Below are 19,955 nucleotides of genomic sequence, written 5' to 3' on the forward strand. Positions count from 1 at the left end.
TTTAGTTTGAAGATGCACTAAGATCTACCGAAGCAGGAGTTTGATAGGACGTTTGATGAACCTCAGGATTATACAATGGAAGCTTAATACAAAAACGACTACCATTTCCGGCTTCACTTTCGGCCCATATTTTACCGTTCATGGCATCAACAAATTCCTTGCAAACCGTCAGGCCCAATCCCGAACTTTTTTCGCCTTCTGTACCCGGAGTAGATTTTGCCCGATCAATTTCGAACAACGAAGCTATTTTTTCTTCCGGAATCCCGACCCCTGAATCCTGCACAAAAAGCACCACAAACTTTTTCTTTTTCGAATAATCAACAGTAATCGATCCTCCCCGTGGTGTAAACTTAATGGCATTATTAATCAAGTTTCGGCAAACGGTTCTCAACATATTTCGATCAGCCCAAAGGATCAGGCCCTTCTTATCGGTATGACTAAGTCGAATTTCCTTGGTCTTTGCAATGGGCTGATATAGGTCCATACAATCTTCCAAAACTTCGCTAAAACGAATCGGTTCAAGAATTGGGGTGAGCCCTTCCGTTTTACTTTTTGCCCAACTAAGCAGGTTGTCAGTCAGATCCAGTACCTGCTCATTTTTTTGTTCCATCATTTGCGCAACCGCTTCGAGTTCGTCATACCGTTTATCATTTAAGTAAAGGCCAATCAACTTCGAAACATTTGAGATTGAAACTAATGGACTACGCAAATCATGCGCAATAATGCTAAACAGCTTGTTTTGTGTACTTATCGATCTTTCGAGCTTTTTATTTTGCTTCGAAATTTGATTTCGTTGATTCAAAATGCGCTTCCCCTGTAGTTGCAAAAGCTTATTAATTTTTCGGTTGTAATAATAAAAATAAATGAAGATCCCCAAGATGCCAGTCACCAACAACATAACAATCAACAAGTAATTACGCTGGGTGCGTTGCAATACAATTTCATCTTCCTGAAGTTCATTTTCTTTTTTCAGCAAGGTGATATGAGCATTCTTTTTCTCTGTTTCATATTGCTTCTCGAGCTCCAGTATTTTTTCGGCTGTTTCAACTTTATAAAGGCTATCATTTAAACTAGACCATTTGGAATAATATTCAAGTGCACTCATTAAATATTTAGAATTATTCGTTTTCTCGCCTTTTGCCCAATAGTTCAAATATAAATTTCTATAATTCCCTAATATCGATTTTCTATGACCAATGCTTTGGGCAATTTCTAATGCCTTTAAGTAGTATTTTTCAGCTTGTGAGAAATTGTTTTGATCATAATTGATAGCTCCGAGCACCCGGTAACAACGCTCAATATTCACCTGATCTCCAATTTTCAAATATGATCTTAACGATTCTGAGACGTATTTTGCAGATTTGTCAAATTTCCTTTGCCGATAATATAAAGTCCCCAGATTATAGGTGATTAATGCTCGGAGATCAGGTCTGTTGTCAATTGTTAAAGTCTCTTCGTAGGCCTTATTAAATAGTTCTTCTGCTTTTTCATAATTTTTCTGAACAGCATAAACATTGCCTTTATTCACAAACAACAGATAGCGCTGTATCTGACTTAACTGGTAATAATAGTTTTCTTCTAAATAAGAAAAGTAGTTTAGCGCACTCGAATAGTCTTTCATCTTACGATGAGTTGCTCCAAGTCTGTTTAGGATGTCGAAACGAAGATCTATCGGATCAGAATTTTGCAATAATCGCTCAGCACTTATTAGATGTTTGATAGCTTTTTCGAATTGGTAATCATCCCGGAGTTTTGAAGCTATTTGAGTGCGGGTTTTAATTTCAATCAATCGATTTCCTGTTGTTTGAGCTTGCTCTAAAACTGAATTAAGAATGCTATACGAAGTATCTTTTTGTCCTAAATCATAGTATGCAGCCCCCAGTAAAATCTTTGCTCCAACTAAAATAGAATCAGAAACTGTTGATTCTTTCAAAATAGCATTGCCTATAATTATGGCACTATCCAAATCACGGTCAACCAAATTTTCGAGAAAATTTAGTTTGGCTGTTGGTTTCAAAGTATCATAATCCGACAATTCGGTTGCTCTGATTTTATTACCCAATAGTCCGGATAGTACAACGAAATAAAGCAATACTTGCTTCAACATACTGACCTTGAATTAAAAAAGTTCTTTTATCAAAGCTAAAATTACAAAAAGTGTAGCGCTTTATTCAAAAAAAAAGAAAGTCCTTAATACTTCCCCTAAAAATTTAACGACTAATTGCCATCTCCAAAATCGATATCTGTTTCTTAATCCTGAGAGGGAGCGATAAGGTTACTTTGACGGTCTAATACTTGTATCTGTTCAGAATTGTCAGCCTCGGTATATTCTTCGGTTGGATCCTGACAACCTGACAAAATAAAACTGGTTGCAATAATAAATGCTAACATCAATAAAGTAAACTGCTTTCTTCATTTCTTTTACTTTTTTAATTAATCTCCATCAATAAAATCAACATCAGTCTCTTTATCTCTAGCAGGACCAACTTCACCGTCTGGCACAACTTGCCGAACAACACATTTTATGGTTTTGTATTCCCCTGCTTTGTCGAAAGAAATATCAGCAGTAGTAGAAAAAATTGGCACATCGGGACCATTAACGATTTGAGAGGTTGTTGATAAGGTAATAATCACTCCCCAATAGGCTTTTCCTTCAACGACAATTTCTTGCTGTTGGATAGAAGCGATTGTTTGCAACTTACTTGCCGAAAAAACTACGTCAAGCACGTAATTTTCAACTGATTTGCTTAAACTTAAATACGGTTTGTAGCTTTTCATATCTTTAAAAATTTAGCTATGCTCAAATATATCAAATTTAAAGCTAAGTAAAGCAATTCACTCTTCTTTCAACGAGAAAACCCGTCCTGTTGACGAATAAATTTTAAAATGAGCAAAAGTTCTTGTTTTTTTAAGTCGTAATCCAATAAAAATCAAACATCATGAAATCAAAAAACTTATATCTGATCGCATTACTTTTTGTGTTTTTATCCGGATGCATGGTATTCTCATTCTATCCGCTGTACACCGATGATGATCTCTATGCAAATGATTTTCTACTTGGAGAATGGATAGACTCGGACTCTTCCGTTTGGCAATTTGAGTTTAACTACAAAGGAGAACATAAACCTGAAAATCTGGATAGCACAGCCTATATTCTTCGGATCAAAGAAGATGACAAACTATCAAAAAAGTCTTTTCTGGTGCATTTAATCAAACTAGACGACCATTATTTTCTCGACTTCTACCTGGATGATTATTTTGACAAAGATCCCGATCTCTTCGATTGGCATGCTCTTCCAGTTCACAGTTTTGCCAAACTGGAACTGGAAAACGGTGAAGCCAAAATTAATTGGTTTGATCCGGAATGGCTGGAAGATTTAATCGAACAAAATCGAATCCGTATTCATCATGAAAATAATGGCGAAAATATATTGCTTACCGCTAAACCCAAAGAACTCCAAAAGTTTGTTGTAAAATATGTAAATTCGGAGGAAGCATTCAAAGATGGAGTGGATGTGGAGTTACATAGAATTAAAAAATGATCATAAAAATGCTATCCATTTTAGGAAAACTGATTCAATCACGACCGATTCAACACCTGGCTTTTTGGTCTCTTTCATTTCTGGTATTGGTCAATATATTGCGTGTTTCAGCCGAGATTCATCAAATCGATCTGATTTACGCATTGGTTTTTCACCTTCCGATTCTGGTAGTTGTGTACCTGAATGAAGCGATCCTTTTTCCCCGGCTATTGGCTAAAAACAAATACGGTTGGTACTTGCTCTCTATTATTATATCATTGGCTTTTGGAGCAGAATTTTACCTTCAACTTTTTGAGCGGTGGATTGATTATTTGTTTCCGGGCTACTATTTCATCGCCTATTATACCTTTTGGGACATCCTTCTGTTTTTCGCGGTTTACTTCGTTTTAACAACTTTAATTAAGCTGGCAAGGGCTTGGTTTAGGATTAATCAAGTTGAACAAGAAAAAACAACGAGCGAACTGCGCGCACTCCGTTCGCAACTGAATCCACACTTTCTTTTTAACAGCCTAAATAACCTGTACTCGCTGACACGAAAAAAATCAGACCTGGCACCTCAACTGGTATTAAAATTATCAGACATACTTCGCTATGTGATTTACGATGCGGAGACTGATTTCATATCGCTGGAAAAAGAATTGCATTTTTTGAATAAATACATTGAAGTTCAGCGAATACGCTTGGAACCGGATTTTAATCTTGAAGTCAACCAAAAAGGAGATCCTTCGGGATTAAAAATAGCACCTCTTCTCTTATTGCCATTTGTGGAGAATGCCTTTAAATATGGCACTAATAACTTGAATACAGATGGTCGGATTTCAATTGCTTGGGCAAACTCGGACAATGACTTTCAGTTTTTTGTAGAAAATGGAAAAGGGGTTGAAGAGGATTTGTCAAAAAATAAATACAAAGGGATGGGCATCCAAAATGTTCGTAAACGACTGGAATTGCTATATCCTGACAAACACGAACTGGTTATAGATGATCAGCAAAAACGGTACCTTGTTAAACTTAAACTTTCGATTAAATGAAACAGCATTCGTGTATTCTAGTCGACGACGAACCGCTTTCGCGCGATTTGATTGCAGAATACATCGCCGATTGCCCCGAGTTGGAGCTTCTAAATTCCTTTGGCAATGCGATCGATGCACGAAACTTCATCCAACAAAACTCAGTTGATTTGATATTTTTGGATATCAACATGCCCCGGCTATCCGGAATTGGACTGATCAAAAGCCTTCCAAATCCTCCAGACATTATTTTTATTACTGCTTATGCAGAACATGCTGTTGAAGGATTCGAGTTGGAAGCAATTGACTATATCCTCAAACCGGTGGAACAAGCTCGCTTTTTAAAAGCCGTCAACCGATTTCTGCAAAAGGCAGGCAAGGAAGAAACAACTAATAATTTCATCGTAGTGAAAGCAGACCGAAAAATATATCGGTTAGACTTGAATGAATTGCTCTATGTTGAAGCCATGGGCGATTACATCCGACTCATTTTAACCACCCAAACACTAACCGTTTACGACCGGCTGGCTGCTTTTTTGGAGAAACTACCGTCAACCGGCTTCTGTCAAATTCATAAATCATACCTGGTTGCCCTTAAGCATATTGAATATCTTGAAGGCAATCGATTAAAAATTGCGGATGCTTTTCTACCCGTGAGCAAACATTTTAAAGCCGAGTTAATTGAACTCCTGAATACTTAAAGTTCAAACCATTCTGCAACTTTCAAATGGTAGTCTTTTTCATCCTTATGGCTAAATGTATTCGTACGAGGCACCGGCTTGTATTTTTTTGAATAGTCTGAAATATTGGAAATGATGTCTTTCAGTGCCACAATGAACAATTCGACCTCTGCATTAGTCATCGTCGGATGAAGCGACCAGCGCACCCATCCCGGTTTTTCTGACATATCGCCATGGTTTATTTTATCGGTGATCGCATCGGATCGCTCTGCTGTTACTTCCAATAAAAAATGTCCGTAAGTCCCGGCACAAGCACAACCTCCCCGAACCTGAATCCCGTATTTATCGTTTAGTAACTGCACCAGCAGGTTGTAATGAACACCCTGCACATAAAATGAAATTACGCCTAAACGATCTCGCTCTTCATTCGCAAGAATTTTAACGTCAGGAATGCTGCCTAAACCATCAAAGGCAAGAGCCAACAACTCCTCTTCACGCTGCCTGATATTTTCAACACCCATTTGGTCTTTTAACTGAAAACACAAAGCTGTTTTTATTGATTGCAAAAAACCGGGAGTTCCACCATCTTCGCGAACTTCAATATTATCGACATATTTGTATTTCCCCCATGGGTTAGTCCAATCCACCGTTCCACCGCCCGGATGATCAGGGACGGGGTTTCGATACATCGACTTATCGAAAACCAGCACTCCTGACGAGCCCGGGCCTCCCAAAAACTTGTGGGGCGAAAACAAAACAGCATCCAGTTTCATCATCGCATCTTCCGGGTGCATGTCAATTGTTTCGTACGGAGCCGAAGCCGCAAAATCAATAAAAGCGACTCCGCCAAACTCGTGCATAATTTTGGCCATCTCAAAATAAGGTGTCCGTATTCCTGTAACATTCGAACAGGCCGTAAATGCTCCAATTTTAAACGCGCGATCTTTATATTCCTCCAGCTTTTTACGAAGATTTTCTGTGCTAACCTGCAAATTTTCATCCGGCTCAACAATTACTACATCGGCAATTGTTTCATACCAGCTTGTGTGATTCGAATGATGCTCCATATGCGTGATAAAAACGACCGGCTTTTCGGTTTCCTCAATATTTTTACTTCCCGGAACTTTACCATTTTTCAACCCCAGAATTCGCTGAAATTTATTAATCACGGTTGTCATGCCAAATCCTGCGGTAATGATGACATCATTGGGACCGGCATTCACATGCTCTTTTATAATTTTGTGCGACAATAGATAAGCCTTCGTCATTAAGGCGCCCGTTTCGCTGGTTTCGGTGTGGGTATTGGCTACAAATGGGCCAAACTGCGTCAACATTTTCTGCTCTATTGGTCGATACAACCGTCCGCTGGCAATCCAGTCGGCATACAAAATTTTCTGTTCTCCAAAGGGGCTGGAAAAAGTTTGATCAATACCAATAATGTTTTCACGAAAGGGCTTAAAATATTTTTCGAGTTGGGTCATCTTGCTTGAAAGTTTACTTGACCTAAAATAACGCAATACAACTGACATAAAAACCGAGATAAGTCAGCTTTTGCGAGTCAATAAATCAAGCTTTTGCAAACAATCGTGACAATTCGTCATTTTTTGAGAATGGCACAAGCTTTGAAAAAGAGGAGCCGTAAAATTGATGTTAAACTAAAAAATATAAAAGCGATGCAAAAAGGTAAAATTGGCGTTTCCAGTGACAATTTATTCCCCATCATCAAAAAGTTTTTGTATTCTGATCACGATATTTTTCTTCGTGAAATCGTTTCAAACGCGGTAGATGCAACTCAAAAGCTAAAAACATTGTCCGGGCGTGGAGAAACTTCCGTTTCAACAGAGAATGCGAAAGTCCGCATTTCGTTGGATGAAGACAAAAAGACCATTACGATTTCGGATAATGGAATTGGAATGACAGCCGAAGAGATTGAAAAGTATATTAATCAGATTGCTTTTTCGGGAGCCAATGAATTCCTCGAAAAATATGAAAGCGATGCCAACGCAATTATCGGCCACTTTGGATTAGGTTTCTATTCGTCGTTTATGGTTTCGGATAAGGTTGAGATTATAACCAAATCATACAAAGAAGGTGCGCAAGCTGTAAAATGGGAATGTGACGGAAGTCCGGAGTACAGCATTGAAAATACCGAGCGCGAAGAGGTTGGTACCGACATTATCATGTATGTCAACGAAGATTCGAAAGAATTTTTAAATAAAGCCCGACTTTCAGAAATCCTGAATAAATACTGTAAATTCTTACCAATTCCGGTTGTTTTTGGAAAAGAAACAGAATGGAAAGATGGTAAAGAGGTTGAAACAGAAAACGAAAACCAGATTAACGATCCGAATCCAGCCTGGACAAAAGCTCCGGTTGATTTGAAAGATGAGGATTATTCGGCATTCTACCGTAAGCTTTATCCAATGGGCGAAGATCCGTTGTTCCATATTCACCTGAATGTCGATTACCCATTCAACCTGACCGGCATTTTGTATTTCCCTCGCTTGAAAAACAGCATCGAAGTTCAAAAAAATAAAATTCAGTTGTATTCGAACCAGGTTTTTGTAACTGATTCAGTTGAAGGAATTGTTCCTGAATTTCTGACATTACTGCATGGTGTAATCGACTCGCCTGATATCCCATTAAACGTTTCTCGTTCGTACTTGCAAAGCGATTCGAATGTGAAAAAGATCAGTAGTCACATTACCAAGAAAGTAGCTGATCGTTTGCACCAACTATTCAAAGATAACCGCGAGGATTTCGAGAAAAAATGGGACGACTTGAAGATTTTCATCGAATACGGAATACTAACCGATGAGAAGTTTGCAGAACGTGCCATGAATTTCTTCCTGTTTAAAAATACCGACGGTAAATACTTTACTTTCGAAGAGTACGAAAAACTCATTAAGGATAACCAAACGAATAAAGACAACAACCTGGTTTATTTATACACCAGTAATCTGGAAGAACAATACTCGTTTGTGCAAACAGCCAAAGATAAAGGTTACGATGTGCTTGTGCTGGACAATGTTTTGGCGACTCCACTGCTAAACAAATTGGAGCAACAACATAGCGACAAGCGTTTTGTTCGTGTTGACTCGGATGTGATTGAAAATCTGATTCAGAAAGAGGAAGAAAAAGAAGAATTGAGTTGGGAAGAAAAAGAAGAATTGAGCCCGGTATTTCAGTCGGTTTGCCCTGCGGATAATGGCGTCAATTACATTGTCGATTTTAAAAATTTAGGCGAAGCCGGACAACCAATCGTTATTACGCGTAACGAATTTATGCGCCGAATGAAAGATATGGGTCAGTTGCAAGGCGGCGGAGGCATGAATATGTACGGCAACCTGCCTGACAGCTTAAATCTTGTTGTAAATACAGCTCATCCGTTGGTACAAAAAGTATTGGAATCGAAAGATAAAAAGTTAGGTAAAGCTTTTGATACAATAAAAGAAGACTTAACTGCCAAGAAACAGGAAAAGGAATCTTTGGAAAAAGCGAAAGAAGGAAAGAAAGAAGAGGAAGTTCCTGCCGCTGACAAAGAAAAACTGGATGATTTGCAAAAAGCAATTACAGAATTAGAACAACAAAAACGCGAAAAACTTAGTGACTTTGGCAAGAAGAATAAATTTACCAAGCAAATGGTTGATTTAGCGTTATTGGCAAATGGCATGCTAAAAGGAGAAGCACTCGATAAATTTGTACGTCGCAGCGTAGAGCTGATCAAGTAAAAACAGCCTATCAAATAAATGACTAGAAAAGAGCGATCGGGCACAAGCCATTTCGCTCTTTTTTCAAATCTATAAACTCGTAGGTGTTTATTTTTTCCAACATACAATTAACATTCAAATGTAGGATTGATGCATCTTTAAATGAAAAAATCATTTTTAATTAATACCTTACCCAACATTTTTATATTATTTTAGCTTAAAATTAAAAAGACAGTTATCAGGTTTGCATTTGTGAGGCAGATAACAAGCTAACTTTCATCAAACAAATAAATTACAATTAAAAACCATAAGTATGAGAAGAACACAAACACTTAAATTCGTTTCTCTGGCTGTCGTATTAGCTCTGTTTGCTGGTACTTTCAGTGCATGTACAGGCGGGAAAAAAGAAAAAAAGACCGAGCCCAAAATTGTTGAGGAAACGATAAAAGAAGAAATCGAAGACTACTCTTACCCCATATCATCAGCATTCGAAGTGACTCAAATGTTGAACGAAATTGAAGCAAGCTACATTGTTGGAATCACCAATGATCCTGAAAAAGCGTCAGAATATTTCTCAGAAAAAGACCGTGCTGTGAATCTGGGAATTTACACTTCTGACTTGGCTTATGCAACAACTTACAACCAGAAAACCGATGTGCAGGATTATTTCAAGGCAACAGAAAAATTGGTGCGCGAACTGGATATGACTGAAGCCTTTGAAGAAAATCTTCCTGATCAAATTGAAGCAAATCTGGACAACAACGACGAATTGGTGAATATTATCACCAACATGTTCCAAAATGCTTACACTTCTTTAAACGAGCAAGGACGGCCAGAAGTGTCCTATTTAGTGCTTTCAGGAACTGTTTTCGAAGGGCTGTATTTGACAACTCATATTTCTGAAAATACGTTTCAAAACCCGAAAATCATTGAAGCAATTCTTTTTCAAAAAGAACCATTGATGAAACTCGAAAAAATGATGGAGTCTTACAAAGATTCAGAGATGTTGAGCGATGTATACGCTGACATAGTCGCTATCAATGACATTTATGCGTTGGAAGAGGGTACCACTGCAATGACTCAGGAACAAGTGACTAAGTTGACTGATTTATTAACTTCTGTAAGAAATAAATTCACGAAATAAGACCAAGTCAGCTCTAAAATACAAAACGGGTTTTTGTTGTTCCATCACATTATAGGAATACAAAAATCCGTTTTTTCTTAAATTTCAGACTTATGTATGAAGGTATCATAGAAACGCTGATCAGGCTGTTTGCAATTATAACAGACTACCAGGATGAAGAATCAAGATCGATTTCTTCTGAACTGGTGCGGTCGTTTCTTAATGAAAACTTTAACCGCGAATTGGTTGAGTTATATCATCAACATTACGTTGAATCAGTTGAATACTATCACATCAGCAACCGTGATATTTTATATGAAGAAAACGGTAGAGGTGAAAAATTCATCAATAAGTCCTATCTCAGCCAAATTTGCGAAGATATTGTAACTCAATTTGATTTGAGTACCCGCTTTATGATTGTCGGCCAACTATTAAATTTCATCAATCAAGATGGAGATTTTAAGCTGGACGATCTAAAAACGGTCAACCTTGTAGCTCGAGGATTAAAAATTAATTCGAAAGAATATGATAACCTTTACCGGTTTCATTTATTTTCAATAACTAAGGTAAGAGATAAAACATGCCTCTTTGTAGTTAATGGCAATGAGACCTATCATGATAAAGAGATTAAACATCTATACCGGGAGAATCAACAAGTAGAACTTGAACTGATACGCGTTGGAAGCATAAATACCCTTTTCTTTAAATATTGGGGCCCACGTAACATGTACCTGAATGGACATCGACTTACTCAAAATCGGTTGTATGTTTTTCCTCCCGGGTCAATATTGAAGACCTCCAGAATTATTCCGATCTACTATAGTAGTGTTATGACACGCTTTATTCAGGAAAAGGGAAAACCGCGCATTGTCCTAAATGTTGAAAATACGGAGTATCGCTTCTCCAAAAAAAACTATGGCCTGCACCCCTTAAGCTTTCAGGAACGATCGGGTGACCTTGTTGGCATACTGGGAGGTAGCGGTGTTGGAAAAACTACCTTGCTGAATGTGTTGAACGGCAAACTAAAGCCGAACAACGGAACCATTTCGCTAAACGGTTTCGATCTGCATGATCCGGAAAACAAAGAATTACTAAAAGGAGTTGTTGGTTACGTTCCGCAGGACGACCTTTTGCTTGAAGAACTAACCGTATACAAAAATCTGGAATTCAATGCCCGTTTTTGTTTCGGCGATCTGAATGATAAAGAAATTGAGGAAAAAATAGACCAGGCTCTTCAGGATTTCGATTTGGTTGAAGCGCGCGATTTGGTGGTGGGAAGCCCTCTGAAAAAGATCTTGAGTGGAGGACAACGAAAACGATTAAACATTGCGCTTGAGCTCATGCGCGAGCCTTCTATTCTGTTTGTTGATGAGCCGACCTCGGGACTTTCATCGGCCGATTCGGAAAAAGTGATGCACCTCCTAAAAAGACAGTGTTTAAAAGGGAAACTGGTCTTTGCAAACATTCATCAACCTTCGAGCGATATTTACAAATTGTTCGACCGCATGATTGTTATGGACAAAGGCGGGCGGGTTGTCTTTTTTGGAAACCCGATGGATGCTATTACCTATTTTAAAAACCAGGCCAATTATATTAATCCCGATGAAAGCGAGTGCCTAAGCTGTGGAAATGTAAAGACTGAGCAACCGCTTCAGATTATTGAAGCCCGAATGGTAAATCCGTTTGGGAAAAGTATTCGCCGTCGGAAAATATCGCCGGAAGACTGGTACGAGCGTTACAAAAAGAACGTCGAACCCAGAGTACTCGATTTCATGAAAACAAATCCGGCCGAGAAGGAAGTCTTCCCCAAAATTCTTTTTAAAATACCGGATTGGTTTAACCAGCTAAAATTATTCATCAAACGAGATTTCGCCACCAAAAAGTCGAACAAACAGTACCTGGCAATCGCATTGCTAGAGGCACCATTGCTTGCGATTATTTTAGGCTTTTTTTCCAAATATTCTGACGAAGGAAAATATTGGCTGGCCAACAACGACAACTTACCAGCATTTCTGTTTATGAGTGTCGTTGTGGCTCTGTTTATTGGACTAAGTATTAGTGCCGAAGAAATTTTCAAAGACCGCAAAATTCTAAAGCGTGAAGAGTTCCTGAATTTGAGCCGGGGGGCTTATATTTCATCCAAAATACTAATCTTGTTTTTAATCTCGGCTGTTCAAATATTTTCGTTTGTACTAATCAGTCATTTCATGCTTGAAATACCGGGACTCACATTCTCCACCTGGGCAATTCTATTTTCTACTGCTTGTTTTGCAAACCTGCTGGGGCTAAACCTTTCGGCAGGACTAAACTCGGCAGTTGCCATTTATGTCCTGATTCCCTTAATCCTGGTTCCTCAGCTATTACTTAGTGGTGTGATTATTGATTTTAATAAGATGCATCCCTCGCTTAGCAGCTACAACCGTACGCCTTTAATTGGCGATCTTATGAGTTCACGTTGGGCTTACGAAGCACTAGCTGTAGATCAATATAAAAACAACGCCTACCGGAAAATTCTTTTTGAGGAAGAACAAAAGAAAAACGACCTCGGTTTTAAAGCGTTTTATTGGATTCCTGAAGTTGACAAATACTTAAACTCTTACATCATTTTTGAGGATAAAAACGAGAATGAAAATGCCCAAACATTGATCCCTGTTCTGAAAAACTCATTTACTGATCTCTTTAAAGAAAACGGGCATTTTAACGACTCCATTCAATCGGCGTTTGAGTTTATTGGCACACCTGATTTCAATGCTCGCTGGGGAGATCTACTGACGCAATACCTGCGTAAATCGCAGCAGGAATACAAACTAGCCTATCAGGAAGTCTCAAGCGAACTTGAAGCAAAATACAATAGTTTGCTTTCGCGCTTTAATGGGAAAGACGAGCGATTGATTGAATTTAGAGATCGATACACCAATAAAAAGATGGAGATTTTGGTGCGTGACAAATACAGCTTACATAAAACATACTTACACGAAAACAGGATTTACCAGGGCGATGAACCTATTTACCGGAAGCCGGCTCAAAACAATGGAATTGCGCACTTTTATGCTTCTTACAAGCTTCTTGGCGACTGGAAAATAGGTACGATCCTATTCAACATTGGCGTATTATGGCTATTCACGTTTTTGTTGATGGTTTCTCTTTACTTTGATTTATTGCATAAAGGATTAACTTATGTTGAGAATTGGAGGTTGGCGCGTCAGGCAAGATTAAGAGACAACATCTTCTACAATCCAATGGCATTTATGAAAGGCGACTCGAAGAAAAAAGAGAAATAAAAATCCTTAGTTTTCGTGATATTCATTTTTCCACCATCGCTTCTTCGGAAAAGGCGAATTTAAGTTAAAAACCTGCCCAATTCGCGGCGTAACAATTTCTGTGTTTTCGTTATCACGGGCAGCCAGTAACCGATCAATCGGCTCTGTCCAGGGATGAATACTCAATTTGTATTTCCCCCAATGAATGGGTAGCAATGCTTTCGCTTTTAAGTCGGCTGAAGCTTTAAACGTCTCTTCAGGCATCATGTGGATAAATGGCCAATATTGACTGTATTGGCCGCATTCAAGCATAGCTATGTCAAAAGGGCCATACTTCTCGCCTATTTCCTCAAATCCGGGATAATAGCCGGAATCGGCTCCAAAAAACAGCTTCGTTTTTGAACCTGCAATAATCCATGACGCCCATAAGGTTGAAAAACGATCTGTCAGTCCTCGTCCCGAAAAATGCCTCGCGGGTGTTGCTGTAAATCGAATTTCATTGGTAAACTGGTATTCTTCCCACCAATCCAGTTCGGTTATCCGGTCGGGTGAAATTCCCCAATATTCTAAATGTGCACCAACTCCTAAGGCAGTTACAAACTGAACACCGGTATTCTTCAAACTTCTAATTGTTCGATAATCCAAATGATCGTAATGGTCGTGCGAGATCAACACCAAGTCAATATTTGGGAGACTTTCCAATGAATAATTTTCGGAATACGGAAAGGCTTTAGTTCCAATAAATGAGAATGGCGAAACCCGTTGACTAAATACGGGATCAGTTAAGATCACTTTACCATCAACTTCAATTAAAAGAGTCGAATGTCCGAGCCAACAAATGTTGACACTATTTTTGGTATGATGAAATTTTGATTGATCAATGGGTTCAACCTGTATTTCCTCTTTAGGAATTCGATCATCTTTTGTTGAAAGAAATTCCTTAATCAACTTGAAATATGGAACGTCGTCAATCTGAACATTTGTCGCTACTGGATTTTGAAATTTCCCACTAACATAATTCGGAGAGTTCTTTATACGAGCCAATTGCTCTCCGTCCGGTGTTCTACCAAAGGCCGGATTGTACCTAATTACCAAATAGCCGACAACAAAAATTGTAAGTATAATAAAAGCAAGTACCATCATTGTTTTCTTCATATTGATTGGTAAAACAACAATGGGGTACAAAAGTTTCAGGGCATAAAAAAACCGCCTCGTGGGGCGGTTTAAAAGAATTTCTTATCCAAGATATGTTTTCAATAATTTACTTCTGGATGTGTGTCGCAATCGACGGATTGCTTTTTCTTTTATCTGGCGCACCCTTTCGCGGGTTAGCCCGAATCTTTCTCCAATTTCTTCCAGGGTCATTTCCTGGCAACCAATTCCGAAGAACATCCTAATGATGTCACTTTCACGTTCTGTAAGGGTAGCGAGAGCGCGCTCAATTTCACGGGCAAGCGACTCCATCATCAGACTACGGTCTGCATTTGGTGAGTCGTTGTTTACCAGCACGTCCAATAAGCTGTTATCCTCTCCTTCAACGAAAGGAGCATCAACAGAAATATGGCGTCCCGATACTCTCAAGGTATCTGCAACTTTCTCAGGAGGCAGTTCCAATGAATCAGCTAGCTCTTCAGGTGACGGTTTACGCTCGTTTTCTTGTTCGAATTTCGAAAATGCTTTGTTGATTTTATTCAACGAACCTACCTGGTTTAGCGGTAATCGAACAATACGCGACTGTTCAGCCAATGCCTGAAGGATAGATTGACGAATCCACCACACAGCGTAAGAAATGAATTTAAACCCACGGGTCTCGTCAAACTTTTCAGCTGCTTTAATCAGTCCCAAATTTCCCTCGTTAATTAAATCTGGAAGGCTTAAGCCTTGGTTTTGGTACTGTTTAGCAACTGAAACCACGAAACGCAAGTTCGCACGGGTCAGTTTTTCTAACGCATGTTGATCGCCTTTTTTAATCCGCTGTGCTAATTCAACTTCCTCTTCAACTGTAATCAGATCCTCCTTGCCAATTTCTTGCAAATACTTGTCAAGTGAAGCACTCTCACGGTTGGTAATCGATTTTGTAATCTTTAATTGTCTCATATACCCTTCTAAAAAAATCGTGCAAATATAGACTTTTAAGGTCAATAATTCAAACAAACAGAAAGCTTTGCACAAAGCCTTCTTGTTTGTTAATTATAAGTAAACAATGATGTACTTATTTGGTGCCAAACACAAAATATGCCGGCTCTCCACTGGGATACTTTCCTTCAATTAAAATACCACCATCAGCCCTGTTAACTATCCGTTTAAAATCATTAACCGACTCAACCTCTTCCTTGTTCACATCAGTTATGACAAAACCTTCTTTAAGTCCGGCATCTTTCAACTTTCCCTTACTTAAATCTGTAATCTTTAGCCCATGGCTTATGCGAAGTTGGTATTTCTCGTTTTCTGTTAGTTGTTCAAACCTGGCGCCAAGAAATCTGTTGTCGCTAGCTTTAACAATTTCTGTATCTCCGTGCATGTTACGAAGGGTCACCTTAATTTGTTTCGAATTACCGTCTCTTTTTATCAAAACTTTCACGACATCTCCGGGACGATGCTGACTAATTTGCTCCTGAAGCTGTGCCGTTGAGTTAACTTTTACTCCGTCTACATTTAAAATAATATCACCCGCCTCAATATCAGCTTCTTCTGCGGCACTATTTTCGTTGACCTCGCGAATGTAAACTCCTTCAATTATATCAATATCCTTTTCTTCTGCTAGTTTTGCATCAACGTCCTGAATCATAACTCCAAGTAATGCTCTTTGTACTTGACCAAACTGCTTCAAATCTTCCACAACCTTACCAACAATACTTGCCGGCACGGCAAACGAATAACCAGCATACGAACCAGTTCTAGAAGCGATAGCAGTATTAATGCCGACAAGTTCTCCGTTCATATTCACTAAAGCACCACCGCTGTTCCCTGGATTTACTGCCGCATCTGTTTGGATGAATGACTCGATCCCCATATCAACGCGATTAATTCCGATGTTACGACTTTTTGCGCTAACAATTCCTGCTGTTACTGTTGATGTAAGATTGAAAGGATTACCAACTGCTAATACCCATTCGCCCAATTTCAAAGCATCAGAATTCCCGAATTTCAAATGGGGTAAACCATTCTCCTCTATTTTTAATACGGCAATATCGGTAGTCAAATCTGTGCCAACTAATTTTGCCTCATATTGCCGATTGTCATTCAAAACAACCTGAATATCATCTGCACCTTCAATTACATGGTTATTCGTAACAATAAACCCATCCTCACTCAATATAACACCAGAGCCGGCACCCTGACGTATTTGTGGTTGCTGGCGTGGGGTACGGTCGCCATAAAACCATTCGTAAAAAGGATTCGAATGATATTGTTGAACCTCTTGTTTTGAGGTTACTTTTACGTGCACAACCGCATGAACTGAATTTTCGGCCGCATAGGTTAGATCCGGAGCCTCTCCCTGTGGCGCAGATGGCAGGTTTGCGTAGCGCATCGCCTGATCCTGTTGTACGGTTACCAATTGTGGTTCTTCAAAAAAGCTTGTGTAGGCCCATATTGCAACGAAAGCACCAAAAAGCGCTACGATGAATGTTAGTCCAATTTTTTTATAGTCTTTCATTTCGTCTTATTTTATAATTAGAAATTATTTTTTTCAATATCGGCTAAATTAACGCACAAAAGGTGCCAGTGTTTCCCAATTTTTAATTCATTTGTATTGTTTAACATGTTTTAACAGCAAAGCACCTGTAAAACACGAATTATAAGGAAATTATATTGCTCAGCCTAACATCTTTGAAAGATCAGTCTTACAATTCTAGTCTGCACACAGACAAATTGAATGCGCATAGTACTGACAATATTTCAGAGATATGATTAACTTTGAATGTGACGACTTTAATTAAACGATTTTAATTGTTTTTTCTGAATGGAAGAAAAACAAACAGTAAAAGAAACCAAGCCAACAGAAGCCCCAAGACGACCAGCTTCCAGGAGCATTACTAATCATATTCGGAAAATTGTAATCGTATCAACATTACTGATGACTTTTTTTGTTGCCGGGATTATTTCCATTCAGGAAATTTTAATCTTCAGAGATATCAGTAAGCAGCAACAAGAAGCACATATTGGAGAGCACAAGGAGTTTTTACGCGACTTAATCAATATTGAAATTGAATACATAGCCAGCCAAAAAAGATCGTTTGACAGGAGGCTGAAAGACAGAGTCAATGAAAATGTGAAAAATGCGTATCGTGTTGCTGACAAACTATACAACTACTATCAGGGCAAAATTGACACCAAAGATCTTGAGGAATTAATAATTGAAACCGTATCGGCCTTAGACTATGGCAATGAATTCATGCACGTTTTCATTAACGATCTGGATGGAATCGGCGTTTATTATCCGGGACGCCCGGAATACACCGGCTCAAATCTGCTTAAACACACAGACATCAATGGCAATAAAGTTGTACAGCGGGAGTTGGAATTTTTAAAAGATAAGGACTCTGGATTTATCAACTATACCAATGGAGATGAACTCGCCATAACTGACACTATTCCTGAAAACAAAATTGTTTTCCTAAAAAAGCACAACCAGCTAAACTGGTACTTTGGATCTAAAACCTACTATGAAGACTATTATCAGGAATTTAAAAACGAAGTTGCCCAAAAAGTAAGCGCCGATCATTTTCGCTATGGCGGCTATGTTTTTATTAATGAGTTAGACGGCGATCCGGTGGTTTTTGATGGTCAGCCCTATTATGGTGATTTCAATCTGCTTGACGGGTCAGATTCTGCAAAAATGGCTGTGTTTCTGCAAGAAATAGAGATTACAAAAAATTCGAAGGAAGGAGGCTACTTCACCTACCAATGGAACAAAATCGGTGAAGAAAAAATGCAACAAAAAATTTCCTATATAAAAAAATTTCCGGAAACAAAATGGCTGGTTGGTGCCGGTTTTTACCTGGACGACATCTTATTGGAGATTGAACATCAAAAGGAATTGCTTCGAAATGACTTGATCAAAAACCTGTTGGTTATCTTCTTTGTCCTCCTACTGGTAATCCTGGGAGAAACGATGGTTATCCGCAGGTTTAATTCCCATTATTTTGCCGACTTTAGCAACTTCACTCGCTTCTTCAACACCGGCAAACAGAGTTATAAAAAGATTAACATTGACAACCTCTATTTTAATGAATTTAAAGAAATGGGAGAAGTTGCCAACGAAATGATTTCTGAGCGTAGCAAAGTATACAAACAGCTGGTTCTGGAACAGAAAAAAGCGCTGGAATCTGACCGATTAAAAACGGCATTTCTCGCCAACATGTCGCATGAAATTCGCACACCAATGAATGCTATTCTCGGGTTTTCAAGCCTTCTGGACGAGGAAAGTTTATCTGAAGAGGACCAGATCATGTACATTCAGCTTATACAAAAAAATGGCGGATTATTACTGAAACTGATTAATGACATTATTGACATTTCTAAAATTGAGTCTGATCAATTATCGGTTGCCATTAATGAGTTCAAACTCAATGAACTGATTGAAGAAATAAAATGGTACTATAAAGACCTCTTTATCAAACAAAAAGAAAAAGAGGTAGAATTTATCGTGGAAAATACACTGCCTGATGACTTTGTGTGCACAACCGATAAATACCGATTAAAACAAGTGTTGGATAATCTGATAAACAACGCGTTGAAATTCACAGAAAAAGGATCGGTAAGCCTCAAAGTTGACAAACGTGATAAGTGGTTACACTTTAAAGTTTCTGATACCGGAATAGGCATCCATGAAGATGACAAGAAAGACATTTTTAAACGCTTCATCCAAGCCAGGAAACTAACAAACAAAACATACGGGGGAACGGGTCTTGGGTTAGCCATTTCTGAAAATATCATTCATCTTCTGGGAGGCGATATTGGTGTAAAATCTGAGCTGGGGAAAGGATCAGACTTTTATTTTTACATTCCATCTCAATGGGAACCGAAATCAAAATAATTTTCAATTTGCCAACTCAGAGGCAAGCACTTTCTTCAGCTCTTCAAATTCAGCCTCATTAAAGCCAACAGAGTTGTATATAATCTTCCCTTCCCGATCGATAATGAAATTTCGTGGTATAAATTGCTCGGCAAATTTTGAGTAAATCTTTCGCTCAGGATCAGCAATCAGCTGAAAAGAATACCCTTTTTTCTCCTTAAACTCGGCTAATTCATCAGAACTATGCTCCCGTCCAATAACCAACAGCCTGAAGTTCGGGTTGTCTTTATAGGTATCAAAAATATCGGATTGAACATGAGGAAGCTCTTTTAAGCAAGGCCCACACCAAGTCGCAAAAAAGTTGATCATAACCACTTTCCCTTTCAAATCAGAAATGAGAAGATCTTGTCCTGACTCATTTCTAAAAACAAAATCTGGCACCATTTGTCCAACCTGAACAATCGTTGCTTTTTCTTCTTCATTTTGTTGTGCGAAAAGAGTGGATGAAAATGTGAATAGCAAAATAATAGCCAGTGAAAATAAGTATGTTGATTTCATGTGTTTTAATTGTTTATTCTTTTATGGAATCGTATAGAACTCGCCTCTAATAA

At 38.6% G+C, this 19,955-nt stretch carries 14 protein-coding genes; 7 read left to right on the forward strand and 7 right to left on the reverse strand.

Going from position 1 to position 19,955, the window contains the following annotated elements; translation table 11 throughout:
• Position 1 precedes the first annotated feature (1 nt).
• Together ACTB00_RS05215 and ACTB00_RS05220 are read right to left on the reverse strand one after the other, a co-directional pair.
• Positions 2-2,107 (reverse strand): tetratricopeptide repeat-containing sensor histidine kinase, encoded by a 2,106-nt coding sequence (locus ACTB00_RS05215; RefSeq protein WP_463298878.1) that lies wholly within the window; start codon positions 2,105-2,107, stop codon positions 2-4.
• A 326-nt stretch (positions 2,108-2,433) separates the two neighbouring features.
• Positions 2,434-2,778, reverse strand: a complete 345-nt coding sequence (locus ACTB00_RS05220; RefSeq protein WP_463298879.1) for a hypothetical protein — start codon at positions 2,776-2,778, stop codon at positions 2,434-2,436.
• A 161-nt stretch (positions 2,779-2,939) separates the two neighbouring features.
• Here ACTB00_RS05220 and ACTB00_RS05225 point away from each other — a divergent pair, with 161 nt between their 5' ends.
• The 3 genes from ACTB00_RS05225 to ACTB00_RS05235 are packed head-to-tail and all read left to right on the forward strand — an operon-like array spanning position 2,940 to position 5,253.
• Positions 2,940-3,542 (forward strand): hypothetical protein, encoded by a 603-nt coding sequence (locus ACTB00_RS05225; protein ID WP_463298880.1) that lies wholly within the window; start codon positions 2,940-2,942, stop codon positions 3,540-3,542.
• Positions 3,539-4,573, forward strand: a complete 1,035-nt coding sequence (locus ACTB00_RS05230; protein ID WP_463298881.1) for a sensor histidine kinase — start codon at positions 3,539-3,541, stop codon at positions 4,571-4,573. The genes ACTB00_RS05225 and ACTB00_RS05230 overlap by 4 nt, the downstream gene beginning before the upstream one ends.
• A complete protein-coding gene (locus tag ACTB00_RS05235) occupies positions 4,570-5,253 on the forward strand; it encodes a LytR/AlgR family response regulator transcription factor (RefSeq protein WP_463298882.1) in 684 nt (227 codons plus the stop codon). The genes ACTB00_RS05230 and ACTB00_RS05235 overlap by 4 nt, the downstream gene beginning before the upstream one ends.
• On the opposite strand, the gene ACTB00_RS05240 is transcribed toward ACTB00_RS05235, so the two are convergent.
• A complete protein-coding gene (locus ACTB00_RS05240; RefSeq protein WP_463298883.1) occupies positions 5,250-6,713 on the reverse strand; it encodes an aminotransferase class V-fold PLP-dependent enzyme in 1,464 nt (487 codons plus the stop codon). The two genes, ACTB00_RS05235 and ACTB00_RS05240, sit on opposite strands and share 4 nt — an antisense overlap.
• Before the next feature lie 192 nt (positions 6,714-6,905).
• On the opposite strand from ACTB00_RS05240, the gene htpG reads away from it, so the two are divergent.
• From htpG to ACTB00_RS05255, 3 genes are all read left to right on the forward strand, one after another.
• Complete coding sequence (gene htpG / locus ACTB00_RS05245; RefSeq protein WP_463298884.1) at positions 6,906-8,963, forward strand: molecular chaperone HtpG; 2,058 nt, start codon at positions 6,906-6,908, stop codon at positions 8,961-8,963.
• Positions 8,964-9,255: 292 nt separating this feature from the next.
• A complete protein-coding gene (locus ACTB00_RS05250) occupies positions 9,256-10,086 on the forward strand; it encodes a hypothetical protein (RefSeq protein WP_463298885.1) in 831 nt (276 codons plus the stop codon).
• A gap of 92 nt (positions 10,087-10,178) precedes the next feature.
• The gene (locus ACTB00_RS05255; protein WP_463298886.1) at positions 10,179-13,346 is read left to right on the forward strand and encodes an ATP-binding cassette domain-containing protein; all 3,168 of its coding nucleotides are present in this window, start codon (positions 10,179-10,181) and stop codon (positions 13,344-13,346) included.
• Positions 13,347-13,352: 6 nt separating this feature from the next.
• On the opposite strand, the gene ACTB00_RS05260 is transcribed toward ACTB00_RS05255, so the two are convergent.
• From ACTB00_RS05260 to ACTB00_RS05270, 3 genes are all read right to left on the reverse strand, one after another.
• Positions 13,353-14,480, reverse strand: a complete 1,128-nt coding sequence (locus ACTB00_RS05260) for an MBL fold metallo-hydrolase (protein ID WP_463298887.1) — start codon at positions 14,478-14,480, stop codon at positions 13,353-13,355.
• Between the two features lie 81 nt (positions 14,481-14,561).
• Positions 14,562-15,422 carry a sigma-70 family RNA polymerase sigma factor gene (locus ACTB00_RS05265; protein ID WP_159519064.1) on the reverse strand — a complete coding sequence of 287 codons (861 nt, stop codon included), beginning with the start codon at positions 15,420-15,422 and terminating at the stop codon, positions 14,562-14,564.
• 115 nt (positions 15,423-15,537) lie between these two features.
• On the reverse strand, positions 15,538-16,983 hold the full coding sequence (locus ACTB00_RS05270; RefSeq protein ID WP_463298888.1) for a Do family serine endopeptidase: 1,446 nt from the start codon (positions 16,981-16,983) through the stop codon (positions 15,538-15,540).
• 306 nt (positions 16,984-17,289) lie between these two features.
• On the opposite strand from ACTB00_RS05270, the gene ACTB00_RS05275 reads away from it, so the two are divergent.
• Positions 17,290-19,365, forward strand: a complete 2,076-nt coding sequence (locus tag ACTB00_RS05275) for a cache domain-containing protein (RefSeq protein WP_463298889.1) — start codon at positions 17,290-17,292, stop codon at positions 19,363-19,365.
• 3 nt (positions 19,366-19,368) lie between these two features.
• Here the strand turns inward: ACTB00_RS05275 and ACTB00_RS05280 are convergent, their stop codons facing one another.
• Positions 19,369-19,902 (reverse strand): TlpA family protein disulfide reductase, encoded by a 534-nt coding sequence (locus ACTB00_RS05280; RefSeq protein ID WP_463298890.1) that lies wholly within the window; start codon positions 19,900-19,902, stop codon positions 19,369-19,371.
• Between the last annotated feature and the right edge of the window lie 53 nt (positions 19,903-19,955).

The sequence above is a fragment of the Sunxiuqinia sp. genome (assembly GCF_055140945.1).